The sequence below is a fragment of the Paenibacillus sp. FW101-FHT12H11 genome (assembly GCF_058790355.1).
Genome location: NZ_JBYTCO010000003.1, coordinates 286,370 through 302,711, shown reverse-complemented (window position 1 = coordinate 302,711; position 16,342 = coordinate 286,370). Strand labels below are relative to the sequence as shown.

Sequence of the window (16,342 nt, the reverse complement as noted above, 5' to 3'; positions counted from 1 at the left end):
GATCACACATCTTCTAGCGAGCGCGATTCCCCAATCCTTTTAAGCAAAACCTCCAGATCACGCTTTGTAACAGGTTTTGCTGCCTCCAGAAGCTCATAACCAAGTTCGCCATTTATTTCAATAAATCCCTGCTTAATATCTGCAATGTCTGAAATGCCAAGTTGGCGAAGCCGCATCTCAAGCTGGTTGGTCGTAATTCGGAGTTTTTTCAACGCTTGCATATCTGCTTGGCCGTCACGAATGACCACCACAGCCTCACCCGTCATAAGATTTTGCAGTTTACGGAATCGAATTTCCAAAAGCTCCAATACAACCAGGACCGCTAGAAACAAAACCACCGCGGCTATCGCCCGCCAGACAGTCTTCTCGATAACGCCTTGAGCGATCAACTCACCAATAGAAATCATAATAACGGTCGTCGCTACGTTCATTTGAGCGATCGATTTTCGACCAGATAAGCGAAGCAGTATAATACCTGTTAAAACAAGCAGCGCACACTTCCAGACCAAGTGCCAGGATAAATCCATGTGTAGACTACCTCCTTTTAGATTTTCACTGACCTATCATTCCCTCAGAAGCTGCACCCCAACCGAAGAAGGTAACAAACGATAGGCAGGAACCCAAAAAGAGACCACCGCATATCTTTAATTATCATTCAAGTCAGGTTTGGAGGAGAGATAGATGCATTGGCTCAGTATTTTGGGTATCGGTCTCGCAGCAAATTTAGATAATCTTGGAATCGGATTTTCATTCGGTGCTCGCTCGACCAAGATTCCTTTTAGTTCCAATTTGCTTATTGCCATTCTGTCGATCATATCTGCCTACGCTTCAATTGCATTTGGGCATCTCGTTGCTAATTATATACCGCCTGCTTTTGCAAACTGGATTGGTGGGAGCATGATTATTATTATTGGTATATGGAGCATAAAAACAAACATAAAAGAAATTAACGCCAATGAACCCGTTGAAACATCAAGTGAATTGGCCAACTTACTTAAGAACCCTGCTAAGGTGGACCGCAATGGTGATAATATTATTTCGTGGACAGAATCTTGGACTCTTGGGGTAGCTCTCGCTCTTAACTGTATAGCCAGTGGATTTGGCGCTGGTGTTACTGGAGTATCCGCTTTGGGAACAACTTTATCGATCGGAGTATTTTCATTACTTACAGTTGCATTAGGAGTCCGTGTTGGAAAACAAATTGCTCAAACATGGTTTGGCCGGTATTCAAACGCAATTGGTGGTCTTATTTTAATTGCCATTGGTATTTACGAAATTGTTATCTGATGAATGACAAAAAGAGCAGATACCAAAGCGATCTGGTCTGCTCTCAAAATAGCTTTACATGTTTAAATTAACTATTTGCTTTATCAAGCTCATCTTTACGGATGAGAAAAGCGCCTCCTATGGCGATCAGCAAAGGACTTGCCACAATCGCGCTGCAGAGCAAAATAAAAGATATCAAAGCTGCCAAATGGTCCATCTCCTTTCAACATTTTATGACATGAACCGTAATTCTGATTACTATCATAAAATTGAAGGGTGAGAATGTAACCAACCAATCACTCATTTTTTGCGCCATCCACTTAGCGTTCTTGTTCACAGAATGCTAACTGATAAAGTCGAAAACATCGACTATTTTTTGCAGATAAATGGTATTATAAATGTAAAATTTGTGCGGTTTGATTGAATATTCAAGGGGACATTAAGATGTGGAAACCTGATCGCAACAGTAAAAAAGCTCTTTACGAGCAAATTGCGGACCATCTGGAGCAAAGAATTTCATATGGGGAATTTCCTCCAGGCAGTTATCTGCCATCTGAGCGGAAGCTTGCTGAACAATTTGAAGTGAACCGCAGCACCGTCATTTCTGCCTTCGCCGAACTTCGATCCCTTGGGATTATCGAAAGCCGCACTGGCAGCGGGACTCAAGTAAGTACGTCCAAATGGGGAGCCACTCCGAAGCACACTCCGAACTGGAGTCGGTTTGCCGAGGGAGGAAGCTTTCTTCCGAACCTGCCCTTTTTGCGAAGGATTCGCGAAGCGTTAGCGCAAAATCCATCCCTGATTGATTTTGCGAGTCCTGAACTATCGGCAGATTTAGCACCCACAGATGAAATAGCTACATTAATGAGTAGAAACGCATATACCTCCTATATGGGTTACGATAACCCGCAAGGTTCGACTCTATTAAGAGAGGCTTTAGTCGAATTTCTGAACAATTATCGAAGCATTCGGACAACGGAATCCTCCATTCTTATCACATCGGGATCCCAGCAATCGTTATATTTAATCACGCAATGTCTGCTGTCGCCTGGTGATGCCGTTGCTATCGAAGATCCTTCCTACTGCTATTCGTTGCCCATGTTTCAATCAGCCGGGCTTCGTTTGTTCCGCCTTCCGGTCGACAATCATGGCATTGAGCCGGAAGATATTCGTACTTTATACAAGAAACATCGAATAAAGATGGTGTTCTTGAATCCGAGCTACCAGAACCCAACCGGATCGGTACTAAGTGATGAAAGGCGCAAACGGCTTCTTGATATCATTAGTGAATTAGGACTTCCGGTTGTGGAAGATGATCCATACAGCTTAACATCTTATGAGGGCCCCCCTCCTTTGCCTCTCAAATCCATGGATACTATGGGTTCAATTCTATACATAGGCTCATTCTCCAAGATCGCAGCCTCCGGCTTACGGATAGGCTGGATGGTAGCGCCTCGTTCCATTGTGGAACGGCTAGCCGATGCCAGACAGCAGATGGATTTTGGATTAAGCATCATTCCGCAACTAGTAGCGGGGCAATTTTTGCAATCCTCTTATTTAGATCCCCATTTGGAGCGATTGCGTATCCAACTTCAATTTAAACGGGATTTACTCATCGAAGCATTGGAGAAGGAACTTTCAGGTCTAATCGAGTACGCGGCGCCGGAAGGGGGATTGCATTTCTGGTGTAAATTGATCCCGAATATTCAGGATGCTAAATTGTTGGAAGAATCCATTAAGAACGGAATTATATTCGTACCCGGGAGTGTTTATGGTTCAGACTCGGGTTACGTGCGTTTTACATTCGCAAGAACGAAGCCGGAAGAGATTAAACGGGGGATAGCCAGATTCGCAAGAGTAATACGCGAATTGAGTGAATAAAGACTCTTGCATAGCTACACAAAGGAAAAAGACGGTGTTTACTCTCGAAAATGAGAGTAAACACCGTCTTTTTTAGCATGATGCCGGATGACAAAAGCATATCCGCCGCGCCAGACCACTGCTCGATTTGGCCATGAGCCAAAACAGTCTCACATATATGTTCTTATTTCGGGGAAGTCTTACATATAGTCTTGGCTTGCACTTTAGCTTGATTAAGTATGTTAGTGCTTAGAACAGGATCCTTAATACTTCTAGCTAATAGGAGCGATCCCACCATAATACTGAGGGTTACCCCGCTTGTTGTTTCATCACTGCCTGAAATTTCGCTTAGGAAAGCAATATATTGATTCAACGCGAGATTAAGAATTTCTTGAATGTCAGCCGAAGACTGATTGATTTCACCGGATAAGATTGGAATAATGCACCCTTTTTCCGCGTGATCTCGATGATACGGGCTTAGATAATAATCGATGATTCGATTGATTTCCGGTTCATCCGGTTCCGATTGTTCACTTCGTGCCATTGTTCTCAGTTCATCAATCGTATTGCTTACGACAAAATTGCAGGTTTCAGCAATCAGTTCCTCTTTATTTCCAAAATGAGAATAGAATCCCCCATGTGTTAATCCGGCACCCTTCATGATGGAGGGAAGACTGGATTCCCGAATACCATTTTTTCTGAACGATTCAGCGGCGCTTGTAAGAATGCGATTCCGAACTTTTAATTTATGTCCTTCTGGATAAGGCATGCAAACACCCTCTATATGTGAATTCTGAATATTATATATATCATATTATCACATTCTTCATTGGGATAAAACTCAGTTGTCATTTATTATGCAGTTGACGGTTTTAAAATATTATGGTTATAATATATTATAGTTATCATATTTTAAAACAAAAAGGAGCCATTCATCATGGATATTTCAAAACAAGTAGCATTAGTCACTGGAGCTAATCGGGGTTTAGGTAAGCAATTAACAGAGGAACTTTTAAAACGCGGTGTAAAAGTATATGCAGGCGCAAGAAATCCGGAGTCCGTTACTATTCCCGGAGCGATTCCGGTTCAGCTGGATATCACGAATCCTGAGTCAGTCAAGGCAGCAGCTTCCTTGGCTTCCGATGTCACTTTGCTTATTAATAATGCAGGTACATCAACCGGAGCTTCAGTTCTGACCGGCAGCTGGGACGACATTCACTTAGAGTTTGATACGCATGTTTTCGGTACACTCTCCATGATTAGAGATTTTGCACCTGTCTTGGAGAAAAACGGCGGAGGAACGATTCTTAACATTTTATCCGTTCTCTCCTGGTACACGACAGACAGCACGGGAGCTTACTCAGCGGCAAAATCTGCAGAGTGGTCGATGACAAATGCTTTACGTTTAAGCCTAGCGCCTAAAAACATTAAAGTCTCCGGGCTGCACGTTGGCTATATGGATACCGACATGACCAAAGGGCTTGAAAAACCGAAATCAGATCCGAAGAAAATTGCCGAAATCGCCATTGACGGGATTGAAAAAGGCCTGTATGAAATCATTGCAGATGACATTAGCGCTAATGTTCAAAAAGGTCTTTCTGGAGGCGTTAATGCTTTATATCCAGAATTACTGGTTCAAAAATAAAACGCATAACGAAAAGCCATGTTCGCATAAAGAACATGGCTTTTTTGCATACTCGGTCGATCAGGGGCCTGTTAACCTTTTACCGCACCAGCCGTCATCCCCGCCACGATCCGCTTATTGAAGAACATGAACAATAGAAGCGGCGGAATTGAGATTAAGACAACATCGGCAAAGAGTAAATTCCACTGGGTAAGATACATGCTCATAAAATTGTAAAGTGTCAGTTGGACAGTGGCGTTCTCGGCGCCGGGCAGAAAATACAGCGGATTAACGAAATCGTTGAAGATGCTAACAGATTGAATAATCACAATCGTGGATGAAACCGGCTTAAGCAGCGGAAAAATAATATGTGTAAAAAGTTTAAAGCCCCCGCATCCGTCCATAAAGGCGCTTTCGTCGATGTCTCGCGGAATGGTTGCTGTAAATGCCTTATATAAAATAGCGCAAAAAGGAAAGTGAAGGGCGATTTCCACCAATATTAACCCCGGCAGCGTTTTGAACAGCCCTAACGTATTCAGCACCCAAATCGTAGGCACTACAGCTGGAGGAATCATGAGCCCGGCAAGTACCAGGAAATTCAACCCCGCCGCGCCTCGACTCTTCTCCCGACGATGCAGCACAAAGCCGGCCAGCGAACTTACGAATACCAAACCTGCCAAAGAAAACACCGTAAGCAGCGTGCTGTTGTAGAAAGCTCTTATCAGCATATGGTCAGAGGCTAGGAGCACGGCGGAATAGTTTTCAATCATGTGAAAGGTGTCCGGCCAGGCCATGGTCATATCAGCAGCCTTGCTGCTTGATTTGAAAGAATTGATGATAACGAAATAGAATGGAATCCAAAAAATAACGGTTGAGAGACAGAGCAGCACCAAGGCTATCAACGACTTTCTTACGACACCTCTGGCACGGATTCGACGTTCGATTGAATGGGATGCGGCATTGTCCGCCAAGCTGTTCATAGCTCAACCTCCCGTCGGTTCAGGAACATATACAGCGGGAAGGCGATGACGGAAATGCCGACAAATAAAATGACGTTGCCCGCCGTTGCCAAGCCATAGAATCCCGCTTGGTATTGTTTGTAAATGATTGAAGCAATCAAATCTGTAGAGAACCCTGGGCCTCCCCGGGTCGTTGCCCATATCAGGTCGAAAGTACGTAAACCGCCGATAAATGCCAAAATAATGATCGAGTTCATCGCAGCTCTGCTAAGCGGAAGCGTGATATGCCAGAAACTTCGGAACGCATTGCCTCCGTCAATCTTCAATGCTTCGTAGTATTGCTGAGGGATGGACATGATACCGGCGATATAGATAACGGTTGCGATGCCTACGCCTTTCCATACGTCAATAAAGGCGACCGAAAAAAGCGCGAGTTTCGTATTCCCCAGCCAGTCTGGTCCTTGAATACCGAGCATAGCTAGTCCGGTATTGATTACACCCTGGGTAGGATGCATCATCGTGCTGAAGGCAATCCCTACGGCGATCGTACTAAGAAGCGTAGGAAAAAACACCATGGACCGAAAGTAATCCTTGAACCAAATTCTCGAAGTTAGCAGGGTGGCTAGCAGTAAGGCAAGTATGACCTTCAGGCCGCAAGTCACGACTGCAAAGATCAGTGTGTTTTTAAAGCCGATCCGCAGCGAGGTTTCGTCGAAAAACATCCTGTAGTTCTCGAAGCCAATAAACGTCCATTTGGTCAAGGTCCACCGCGTCAAGCTGAAGAACAGCGACATGATGGTCGGCAGCAGATAAAACGTAAAATATATGATGCCCGCCGGCAATAAGAGCAACATCGAATACATCCTTCTTTGCGATAAAGTCATCTATTTCCTCCTTAAAGCCAGGTCCCGCCGATGTTCGGCAGGACCGTAAGATTGGTGAAAGTGCTGATTACCAACCAGGCAGATTCAATTGCTGTGCCTGCTTCTTCACATCCTTGTCGTAATCCGCTGCTCCATCTGCTGCCGACTTCTGGCCGGTTCCGACCTCGATCAAGAGACTTTCCAGATTCGGTCCTTTCACCGGTGAGACGAATTCCAGAGCGGGCGCCGTTTTACCGGCATCGAAGTAGGTCTGCATTTCCTTAATTGCATCGTAAGCATCGTCAGGAACATTGATTCCGCTAATGACATAAGGTCCGTTCGCTTTACTTTTGCTCATATAGGCCTTCATGCCATCTGGAGAAATTAGAAAGTCAAGGAACTTTTTAGCTGCATCCACATGCTTGCTCTTCTTATTAATGTAGAGTCCGTTCGGCATCCATACGGTAAAACCGTTAATGCTGGCATTGTCGCTAGGGACAGGAAACACACCGATATCCTTGATTTTATCCGGAAAGTTTTGTGCGAGCGCATCTACCGCGTGAGTGAGCATAGGGTACTGGACGCCTGTACCTTCCGCCAGCATTTTAAGCGCACTGTCATACGTAGTAGCAAGGAAATCCTTATTCATATAACCTTTTGCAAAGGTCTCTGCTGTCATTTCAAAGCCGCGTAATGCTGATGGCGTTGTCGCATATTTAGCTTTGTTGGCTGTATAATCCTGAACGAAGTTCGGACTTTGCGCCTGAACGTTATAATGGTTGCCAAGCACATACAGTTGGGAAGTCCAGGTCGTCTTGTAAGAACCGATCACCGCCGTTTTACCAGCCGCCTTAATCTTATCGCTGTTCGCGATAAATTCCGCCCAGGTCTTAGGAACGGTAAGTCCCATCTCCTTATAGACACGTTTGTTATACAAAATTCCGCCTACATTGGAAGAACCGCCAGGTACCCCGTATACTTTTCCATTCGCGCTAACGGTTTGTTTGAAGGAATCCAACAGCTTGCTCATGAAAGGCTCCTTCGTCAGATCCACGAAGTTTTCTTCCGGGCTTAACGCCTGGAATAATGAACCTGCGTTGTAGAAAAGAACGTCGGACATATCGCCGGTCGCAAGCCTTGTTTTCACGAGGTTATCGCCTTCCGTCCCGTCCGGTTTGATATCGAACTTGATCTTGATGTTCAACTTTTTCTCAGCTTCTGCGGCTACCGCCTGTAGAGCCGGATAAGCCGTTCCAGTAGTTCCTGTAAGCAGGGTAAGTGTTACGGGTTCGGCAGCCTTGTTATCCGTCGTTTTATTCTCACTAGTGGCAGGAGCCGCTCCCCCCGTAGATTGACCTTGGGAGCAACCCGCCAAAACGACAGACAATAACGCGGCAATAGAAATTAATGTATGAAACCTGTTTCGATTCATTTTTATTTCCTCCCTTGTAGATCTGGATCTAAATTCGGCCCCGTCAGATAGTGATTACGCTTTCACCGAACTGTAATCTTATTGTAAGTAATCCGTCATCCAAGGAATACAGGTGAATTCAACTGAATCAGGGGGGAGATTTTTCCTAATGACCGTCATCTTCTTTTCTTCGCGTATGCCATCGGCGACTCCCCGACGTGCTTCTTGAAGAGTGCGCTGAAATGTTTCGGATCCTCGTAGCCCACCAAACGGCTAACCTCGTGCAGGCGCTCAATCCCTCTGCTAAGCAATTCTTGCGCTTTGCGAATCCGGTATTCCGTAACATACTCCGAGAAGGTTACACCGGTTTGTGTCTTAAACATTCGGGATAAGTACCCAATGCTGACATGATGTTCCGCAGCAAACTGCTGCAGCGATATCGACTTCTGGTAGTCATGATGGATGAGCTTCAGGAGGACAGCGATCAGTCCCTTCGGGTTCGTTTCCTTGGCGCCTTCTTCCCCGTAAAGGCTTACAATCTTATCATGAAGATGAACCAGCAGTTCGTCGTAGCTGGAAATTTGTTGCAGCATACCAGGTTCCTTATAGAGATCGTGAACACCAACGCTACGATTGCCGTACTTATTAAATCTCAGCGAAAAAAGAACAACGCCTACAAACAACTCCAACTGCCGCTTGGAGATCTCTTTATGCTGCAGCTCCTGCAGCAAACTTTGCAATCCGGCCCTTCCCTTGGCTAGCTCTCCTTTTTTGTAGTGGGTCTCGAGCACTCTAACGCGATCCCAAGCCCCTGTAAGATCCGCGTCTTTTTTTCTCTCATTGGAACAGACCAAACTCATTATTCCAAAAAGGCGCTCATCGTTTAACTGCTGATGAAGCCTGCTAAACGTGTCGAAAAGCGTTTGAAATGCCGGCTTCTTCGTGATAGCCATATGTACATGATGCCCTAGAGGCCTCAGTTGATCGATCAAGTCCGCCACATGTTTACGAGCGTATTCCTCCCACACCCGGTTCTCCGCGATCAGAAACACCCGTTGTTGGCCATTCAGCTCCAATCCGTGAATTTGAGCGCGACTATCACCCGCAAGTGATGTTATTAACTGTCCGATATCCAGCTTCGTTTTCTTCCAATTTCTGCATGCCGTTCCTTCATCCAAGTGCAGCAGCAACATATGGCAGGCTTCCGAACAAAACCGCTGCAGTTTTGGACGCTCTGGACGCTCATCATGATCCGGTGTCAGAAGCATTTGAACCAAAGAGCCGTTAAGCCATTCTTCCGTATACTTGCTTTCCTGTATCAACTGTTCCAGCATTTGGTCAACAGCTCTATAGAGAACTTCCCTCTTCACAGGCTTTACGAGAAAATCTGCGACGCCGAATTTCATCCCTTGACGTGCATATTCGAATTGGTCGTGAACACTGATAAAAATTTTCTTAATAGATGCATCTTTCTTGTTCAATCTCTCAGCCAGTCCTAACCCGTCCATTCCAGGCATGTTAATATCGGTCACTACCAGATGAGGATGAACTGTTTCAGCGGCCAATAGAGCATCCTCTCCGTTATCAAACGGATACACCTTGTGTTGGGATTCGTAAACTCGGAATAGCTCTACCAACTCAGCCAAAGCCCAATATTCGTCCTCTACCAAAAAAATGTTCATCTGATTCCAACGGCCTCCTCTTGTTCGACAAGTCGTAAAGGCATCACTAAACTTACTGTCGTACCGCCGCCTGGCGGGCAAATGATCGTAAGTCCTGAGCTCGCGCCGTAGTATAGGTCGAGCCGCTGATGAATATTCAACAGACCAATTCCGTCTTTCACTTCTCGCAAGCCTTGCAGCGCACTGGTTGAATGAATTGCGTCTTGAAGTGCTTGCAGTCTTATCGCTTCGATCCCTTCCCCATTGTCGGAGACGCTTACGATGAGCTTACCATCGCGTTCCATGGCTTCAACTTGAATGCAACCGCCTGACTTCATCCGACGTATGCCATGGTCGAATGCATTTTCAATGAGCGGTTGAATCGTCAGCTTTAGAATCTGTGCATGGTGAAGATATTCTGGGATATCGACATCAATCCGCATCCGGTTGCCAAACCGATGCTGCTGAATTTTCACATAATTCCTTATATGTTCAATCTCCAGCTGCAGTGTGACGGGCTGGTGCAGATTTTTCATACTATATTGGAAAAGACTTGCCAGCGACTCGGAGATTTCCGCCACTTCCTCAATCCCTCGAAGCCGGGAGATCGACTTCATAATGTTTAGAGTATTGTAGAGAAAGTGAGGATTAATTTGTGCATGGAGCGCAGAGAGCTGCGCATTTTTCTCGGCCAACTTGGACTCATAAACCTCATGAATGAGACGTGAAATACTATCCAGCATAAGGTTATACATCCGGCTCAGTTTTCCAAGTTCGTTCTTCCCCTTATAATCCATGCGTTCATTAAAATTCCCCAGTTCAACGCTGGACATTTTGAGCATTATTTTCCGTAGCGGCACCGTAATCTGGTGAGATAAGATATAGGAAACCACGGCAATTAACAACATCGTAAGCACACCTACTGCCAAAATAATTTCTAGGATACGCTTCTGCTGGAGTAAAACTACATCCTTGGGTATTAGAACTACCGTTTTCCAACTAGTGTAGTTGGATGATTCATAGGAGTAGAAATACCTTTTGTTCTTCCACACCAGTTCCCCATTCGAAAGACCGCTCTGCAATAGATTCACGTCAAATGTTTGAAATCTGAAAGTGTTCAGTCCATTTTTATTTTCGTAAATAATTTCCCCTTGATCATCCACCAGAAGCATGCTCATACTGCTATCGAGCTCACTTGCTTTACCGTTCGCTGATTCAAGCGCCTTGAAGGCATTGACGTTGATATTGATATTTATAAAACCTATCCCTTGCTGCGTCGGAATTCGGGTAACGCGTCGGATAAACGAAACGATTCGATTCACAGGTTCTTCAGCACCCTCTCCATGAATGGAAGAGCGAAGAATAAATTTTTTCTTTTCGAGCGCTTGATCGAATTGAAGCAGCTCAGCCGGTGAATAGGGTTCAACGGGTTTGGGGTCTACTAGTTTCGTATATTCATACATATATCCGTCGGAGGTATGGATGGAAATGCCTTGTACGTAGGGCTTGGGGTAGGAGAAATCAAACAGAAAAGGATTAAGTTTATATCCAATAATCTCCTTTTCCAAAGAGTTTGTTGCTCTTTTGTAATCAAGCAGACCATTCTGTACTGCAGGGGAGATCGAGACTGCAAGGGAGAGCTCTTCAATATTTTGCATATATAAATCGACCATTCCGGAAAATTGCTTAGAAATAACAGAGGAGAGTGAGGAAGTTTGCTCTTGAATATCGTTTGAATATTTAAAATAGAACATACCGCAAGTAATCGCAACAATGAATAATGATACGATGGAGAAAGAGAGGAACATCTTCGTCTTAAGCATCAGATCGCCTCAGTCTTTCGGATTGATATATCTATTTTAACGTGAGATTACACGCCGTTCATTGTCATTTGCGCCATGTTTGATGGGGATTCAGCCAATTCGGCCGTAGTCTGCAGATCTTTCGGCTTCACGATTCCGATTGCAACAACTAACGAACCCGCAACTATTATCGTTGCGGGCTCTCTAATCGTCTTTAATTACATGTTGTCATTCCTCTTCAAACAATCGTTCACCTTTATGCAATCTCCAGGCAATTTTGGCCGTATGCGGGAGCTCGCGCGCGGTTGGCGCATGTGCTGCCAGATATCGCGTACAGGCGAGCAGCATCGTTTCTTTGGCCATATCCGCAAAAGAGCCTGTCACCGCTTGCCAGTGATTGTATTCCGCCACAGAGGCTTCATACATTTGGAAAGAATGGAATTCAGCATCTTCTCGCAGCAACGCATGGCCAAGCGTATTAAGAAGCTCGCCAGAATTGCCACCACCATGCATGTAGTCCACAACCCATTGCGCGGCTGGCCCAACCTGTTGGCGTAGATCGAGCAAATCGAGCATCTCCCGATGATCGGTTGGCGTGGCGGAGCCGGAAGGCTTCGGCCGCGCGGCTGTTGGCACGTTTAGGAAACGGTCCAGATATACGCTGACGGCTCCATGAAATATCGCCCTCTGCAGATGTGGTTCATCCGACTGCAGCAGCCTTTCATGTACGGCGTGAGCATAGGTGAACGTGTGAAGTACTGCAATCCAATCGCGAAAATCATTCTGCGTATGGAAACGAACGATCCGTTCCGCGGCGGCCAAAGCCACGATCTTAGCCAACTGCGACGGAGCCGTTCCGGAGATAAGCAGGTCACGCAACAAAATGATCGTCTGCTCCGGTGTATCGCTTAGCAACTGCTGCAGCAATTGCTGTTCCATTTCCACGGAAAGAGCTGTCTGCCCCGTTGACCCATCCGCCAGCTTCGCTTGCGCCGCATGATGCTCCAGCTCACTAATCGCTTGCTTGATCGGCTCTACGAGGTTAACCGGTGCCTGCCATTGGTGAAGCTCCTCGCTCCGTGTCGGGCTAGCCATCATTGGGACGAGAGAAGTTAATATCCGCTCCCTTTGTGACACATCCACCCACTCCAGCGCCTCAAAAGCTTTGTTATGAAAATCAAACACATGGCCGCCATCCAAGTAAAAGTGATCTGTTGCGGCAGCAAGCATCATGTCCGAAAGTCGCTTCGTGTCGATGCCTTTCATAATAGCGGTCATCAGCACTTTCTCAGCGCCCTGCGTATCCCGCACCTCGATGCAGTTGCGGTACCACTCGGTCAGCCGTTCGAACGGCACGTCAGATGAGGGCAGCGCCGACAGCAGGTGGCGGGCTCCTCTGCCCGAGCTGCCACGAGCAACATGAACAAGGCCTTGGTATAAAGCAAGTATTTTTCCATTCTTATCAAGCTTATCTACGATTTGCGCCATCGCTGTGAGAATCGTAAGTCCAGCGTTCCAACCGGTTCCATATGTCGTCCCGAATTCGATGCCGATTCGGGCGATGTCTTGCTCCGGCACGCCAGCTTCAATCAGTCCGACAACCGCTTTCGCAATAACGATGCCGATATTTTGCTCGAGTCCTTCTTTCAGTCTGAGCTTATATTTTTCTGCGCCTTCTACCCTTCTAGAAACCGGATTTACCCATACTTCGCCGCCATCGACGCGCACTTCATAAGATGGAACATCATCTGCCCACGGATCAAGCGTACCGCCGCTGCAGACATCGAACCGGGCATGATGCCAATGGCACGTCAAAATCCCGTCGCACAAGCTCCCCATATGGAGAGGAAAGCCTAAATGCGGGCACCGATTGTCCACGGCAAATACTTGGTCCTCATGATAAAAGACAGCGATACCTCCTCGAACAACCTTTTTGCCCAATAGCTTAAGCGCTTCCAATTCACCTGCTGAAATCCAGTTTAAACGGACATTCATCGATACAGCCTCCTTTATTTTTCAAGCTGCACTCCAAACTACAACAGTTGTTTTTGGTCAGAACTCTGTGTGTTTTATTCATTTTCATTATACACAACAAATTGCCCCAATGAATATTGAGGCAATACAATTCATACTTCAACTTCGTTTATCAAATGACGGGTATTTATGCAGCACTCATGCGCTTAAGACTGATATTGCTCGTCACTGACTTTTTCCATCCAATCAACAGCCTTTCCGTTCAGTCGCTCTTGAATCGCTATATGCGTCATAGCTGTGGTCGGCGAAGCTCCATGCCAATGTTTCTCGCCAGGCGGGAACCAAATCACATCACCGGGACTAATTTCCTCGATCGGCCCTCCCCAGCGTTGAGCCTGTCCTTTTCCTGCCGTCACGATTAACGTCTGACCCAGTGGATGCGTATGCCATGCTGTCCGCGCACCTGGCTCGAACGTAACGCTGGCTCCTGCTACACGGGCAGGATCTGCAGCTTCAAACAGCGGATCAATGCGAACAGTACCAGTGAAATATTCGGATGGTCCTTTGCCCGAAGGCTGTGATCCGACTTTTCTAATTTCCATTTTCTATCTTCCTCCGTTAGAATCAAGTGTTTTTTTTCGTGTGGTTTAAAATGCCTACAGTCTCCACTTTCCTAATGAGGACAATGTAGGAAACGATGGCCAATAAACTGGTTGTAAATATAACGATTCCAAAAGGGACTGCTGAATACTCGCCTGCGATTCCCACAAGTGGCGAAGTAACTGCTCCTAGTGCGTATTGAAAAGTCCCTATTACGGCAGACGCACTCCCCGCCATTTGTCCCTGCGATTCCATCGCTAAGGTAATAGAAACCGGCCCAATGATCCCAATGGATACGGCAAATAAGAAGGTTGAAACAAATACTGCCAGTAAAGATCCCTGAGAGAGAACTGAAATCAGGATAGCGGAAGTAGAAATAAGGGACAGCGATAAGCCGATACGAAATATACTGCGCTCTGTTAGCCGGCCAGCCACACGTTTGACTATTTGCGCTCCAATCATAATGGCAAGACCGTTCATTGCAAACAAGATCGAGAATATCCCAGGCGACACACCATATAGGTTCTGATAAATAAACGGAGTGCCGGCTACAAAGGCAAATACACCCGCGAACAAAATACCATTAACAAGCGCATATCCCATAAATGTTCGATCGTGAAACAGACGGCTGTAGTTCCCTATTAATTCCTTAAAGTTTCCCTGGACACGATACTGTACGGGTAAGCTTTCCTCTAATCCCCAGTTTGTGATCCCTATTAATAGTATTCCTAGAAGCCCCAAAAAAACAAACACACCAACCCATGAACTGAAAGATGTAACGGCACTTCCGACATTTGGGGATATTAATGGAGCGACACTGCTGATCATCGTAAGCAGAGAGATAAATTTCGTCAATTCGACTCCATTATATCTGTCCCGGGCAATTGCACGAGAAATCACAAGTCCGGCCGATGCTGCCACTCCTTGGACGAAGCGTAAAAGGATAAAAGATTCAATATTGGGTACTAAAGCACAACCCAACGATGAAACAATATAAAGAACCATGGAGATCAGCAATGGGGTACGTCTTCCATACCTATCACTCAAAGGTCCCATGACCATCTGGCCTAAACCTAAACCTAGTAGGCTGGCTGTTAAACTAGCTTGAATCATGGACGCGTTACTTCCGAAAAAATCCATGATTTGCGGAAGTGACGAGAGATACATATCGACTGTAAATGGTCCCAATGCGGAAAATGCCGCCAGTATGAAAGCCAATCGAAGCGAATGATTTTTAAATTTATCGTCCATTCGTCTATAAAGTCGATATGTCGATAACGAATCGGTATCGTACATCACTACGCAGAATTCGCTCATACGCTTCGTCTACTTGCTCGGCACGGATAATCTCAATTTGAGGCAGAATGCCATGTGCGGCAGCAAAATCAAGCATCTCTTGTGTTTCAGGAAGTCCGCCAACCAAGGACCCTGCTATACTGCGGCGACTCATAATTAGGGAAAAGACATTGTAGTGACTCGGTTCCGCAGGCGCTCCGACATTAACAAGCGTTCCGTCCACACGAAGCAGCGATAAGTACGAATCGACGTCAATATTGGCGGATACGGTATTGAGAATCAGGTCGAATCGGCCGGCTAGCCTGTTGAAAGTTTCAGGATCCAGCGTGGAAAAATAATCATCCGCACCAAAACTTAACGCTTCGTTTTCTTTCTCTTTCGCACGGCTTAAAACGGTAACTTCTGCTCCCATCGCATGCGCGAATTGGATCGCGACGTGGCCTAATCCACCCATCCCCAGAATAGCTACCTTTTTTCCTGGACCGGCATTCCAACGTTTCAAAGGGGAGTAAGTGGTAATACCCGCGCACAAAAGCGGACTGGCTACATCCAGCTCCATATTATCCGGGATATGCACAACGAACCTTTCAGTAACAACGATGTTTTGGCTGTAACCGCCATAAGTTGGATTGCCCTCATAGTCCAAGGAGTTATAGGTAGCCACAAAACCTTTCGAACAATGCTGTTCCTCTCCTCGGTGGCAGTATTCGCACTCTCCGCAAGAGTCCACATAGCAGCCAACACCGACGCGGTCACCTACAGCAAATTTCGTCACTTTCTCCCCAACTGCCGTTACAACCCCGGTAATTTCATGGCCAGGCACCATCGGGAAAATCCCGCCTGCCCAGTCCCCGTGTGCACTATGAATATCGGAATGACAAATGCCGCTAAACTTAATATCGATCGACAGGTCATCCGGTCGTAATGGCCGTCTTTCAATTGTAGTCTTTTCAAAAGGCGCTTTGGCCGCCGGAATGCTTAGAACATGAGTTTTGCACATGTTTGTTGTCTCCTTTCAGTAAACCC

The 16,342-nt window shown here is 46.0% G+C and carries 14 protein-coding genes; 3 read left to right on the top strand and 11 right to left on the bottom strand.

Going from position 1 to position 16,342, the window contains the following annotated elements; translation table 11 throughout:
* Positions 1-2: 2 nt before the first annotated feature.
* Positions 3-527, bottom strand: a complete 525-nt coding sequence (locus AC3WTJ_RS11590; RefSeq protein WP_492521851.1) for a DUF421 domain-containing protein — start codon at positions 525-527, stop codon at positions 3-5.
* A 154-nt stretch (positions 528-681) separates the two neighbouring features.
* Between AC3WTJ_RS11590 and AC3WTJ_RS11585 the strand changes: the two genes are divergently transcribed.
* Entirely contained in the window at positions 682-1,287 is a 606-nt protein-coding gene (locus AC3WTJ_RS11585; RefSeq protein WP_492521850.1) for a manganese efflux pump, read from the top strand.
* Positions 1,288-1,710: 423 nt separating this feature from the next.
* Positions 1,711-3,147, top strand: a complete 1,437-nt coding sequence (pdxR, locus tag AC3WTJ_RS11580) for a MocR-like pyridoxine biosynthesis transcription factor PdxR (RefSeq protein WP_492521849.1) — start codon at positions 1,711-1,713, stop codon at positions 3,145-3,147.
* A gap of 163 nt (positions 3,148-3,310) precedes the next feature.
* Here the strand turns inward: pdxR and AC3WTJ_RS11575 are convergent, their stop codons facing one another.
* Entirely contained in the window at positions 3,311-3,895 is a 585-nt protein-coding gene (locus tag AC3WTJ_RS11575; protein WP_492521848.1) for a TetR/AcrR family transcriptional regulator, read from the bottom strand.
* A 168-nt stretch (positions 3,896-4,063) separates the two neighbouring features.
* Here AC3WTJ_RS11575 and AC3WTJ_RS11570 point away from each other — a divergent pair, with 168 nt between their 5' ends.
* Positions 4,064-4,771, top strand: coding sequence for an SDR family oxidoreductase (locus AC3WTJ_RS11570; RefSeq protein WP_492521847.1), 708 nt, complete (start codon positions 4,064-4,066; stop codon positions 4,769-4,771).
* A 71-nt stretch (positions 4,772-4,842) separates the two neighbouring features.
* Here the strand turns inward: AC3WTJ_RS11570 and AC3WTJ_RS11565 are convergent, their stop codons facing one another.
* The 9 genes from AC3WTJ_RS11565 to AC3WTJ_RS11525 all read right to left on the bottom strand — a co-directional run bounded on the left by AC3WTJ_RS11565 (position 4,843) and on the right by AC3WTJ_RS11525 (position 16,316).
* Positions 4,843-5,730: a carbohydrate ABC transporter permease gene (locus tag AC3WTJ_RS11565; protein WP_492521846.1), complete on the bottom strand. Its 888-nt coding sequence runs from the start codon at positions 5,728-5,730 to the stop codon at positions 4,843-4,845.
* Positions 5,727-6,593: a carbohydrate ABC transporter permease gene (locus AC3WTJ_RS11560; protein ID WP_492521845.1), complete on the bottom strand. Its 867-nt coding sequence runs from the start codon at positions 6,591-6,593 to the stop codon at positions 5,727-5,729. Before AC3WTJ_RS11560 ends, AC3WTJ_RS11565 begins: the two co-directional genes overlap by 4 nt.
* Before the next feature lie 67 nt (positions 6,594-6,660).
* Positions 6,661-8,004: an ABC transporter substrate-binding protein gene (locus AC3WTJ_RS11555; protein ID WP_492521844.1), complete on the bottom strand. Its 1,344-nt coding sequence runs from the start codon at positions 8,002-8,004 to the stop codon at positions 6,661-6,663.
* Positions 8,005-8,159: 155 nt separating this feature from the next.
* A complete protein-coding gene (locus AC3WTJ_RS11550; RefSeq protein WP_492521843.1) occupies positions 8,160-9,665 on the bottom strand; it encodes a response regulator in 1,506 nt (501 codons plus the stop codon).
* Positions 9,662-11,467 (bottom strand): cache domain-containing sensor histidine kinase, encoded by a 1,806-nt coding sequence (locus AC3WTJ_RS11545; RefSeq protein ID WP_492521842.1) that lies wholly within the window; start codon positions 11,465-11,467, stop codon positions 9,662-9,664. The genes AC3WTJ_RS11550 and AC3WTJ_RS11545 overlap by 4 nt, the downstream gene beginning before the upstream one ends.
* A gap of 207 nt (positions 11,468-11,674) precedes the next feature.
* Positions 11,675-13,441 (bottom strand): Rieske (2Fe-2S) protein, encoded by a 1,767-nt coding sequence (locus tag AC3WTJ_RS11540; protein WP_492521841.1) that lies wholly within the window; start codon positions 13,439-13,441, stop codon positions 11,675-11,677.
* A 185-nt stretch (positions 13,442-13,626) separates the two neighbouring features.
* Entirely contained in the window at positions 13,627-14,022 is a 396-nt protein-coding gene (locus AC3WTJ_RS11535) for a (R)-mandelonitrile lyase (protein ID WP_492521840.1), read from the bottom strand.
* A 22-nt stretch (positions 14,023-14,044) separates the two neighbouring features.
* Positions 14,045-15,271, bottom strand: a complete 1,227-nt coding sequence (locus tag AC3WTJ_RS11530) for a multidrug effflux MFS transporter (protein WP_492522221.1) — start codon at positions 15,269-15,271, stop codon at positions 14,045-14,047.
* 4 nt (positions 15,272-15,275) lie between these two features.
* Complete coding sequence (locus AC3WTJ_RS11525) at positions 15,276-16,316, bottom strand: NAD(P)-dependent alcohol dehydrogenase (RefSeq protein WP_492521839.1); 1,041 nt, start codon at positions 16,314-16,316, stop codon at positions 15,276-15,278.
* Positions 16,317-16,342 lie beyond the last annotated feature (26 nt).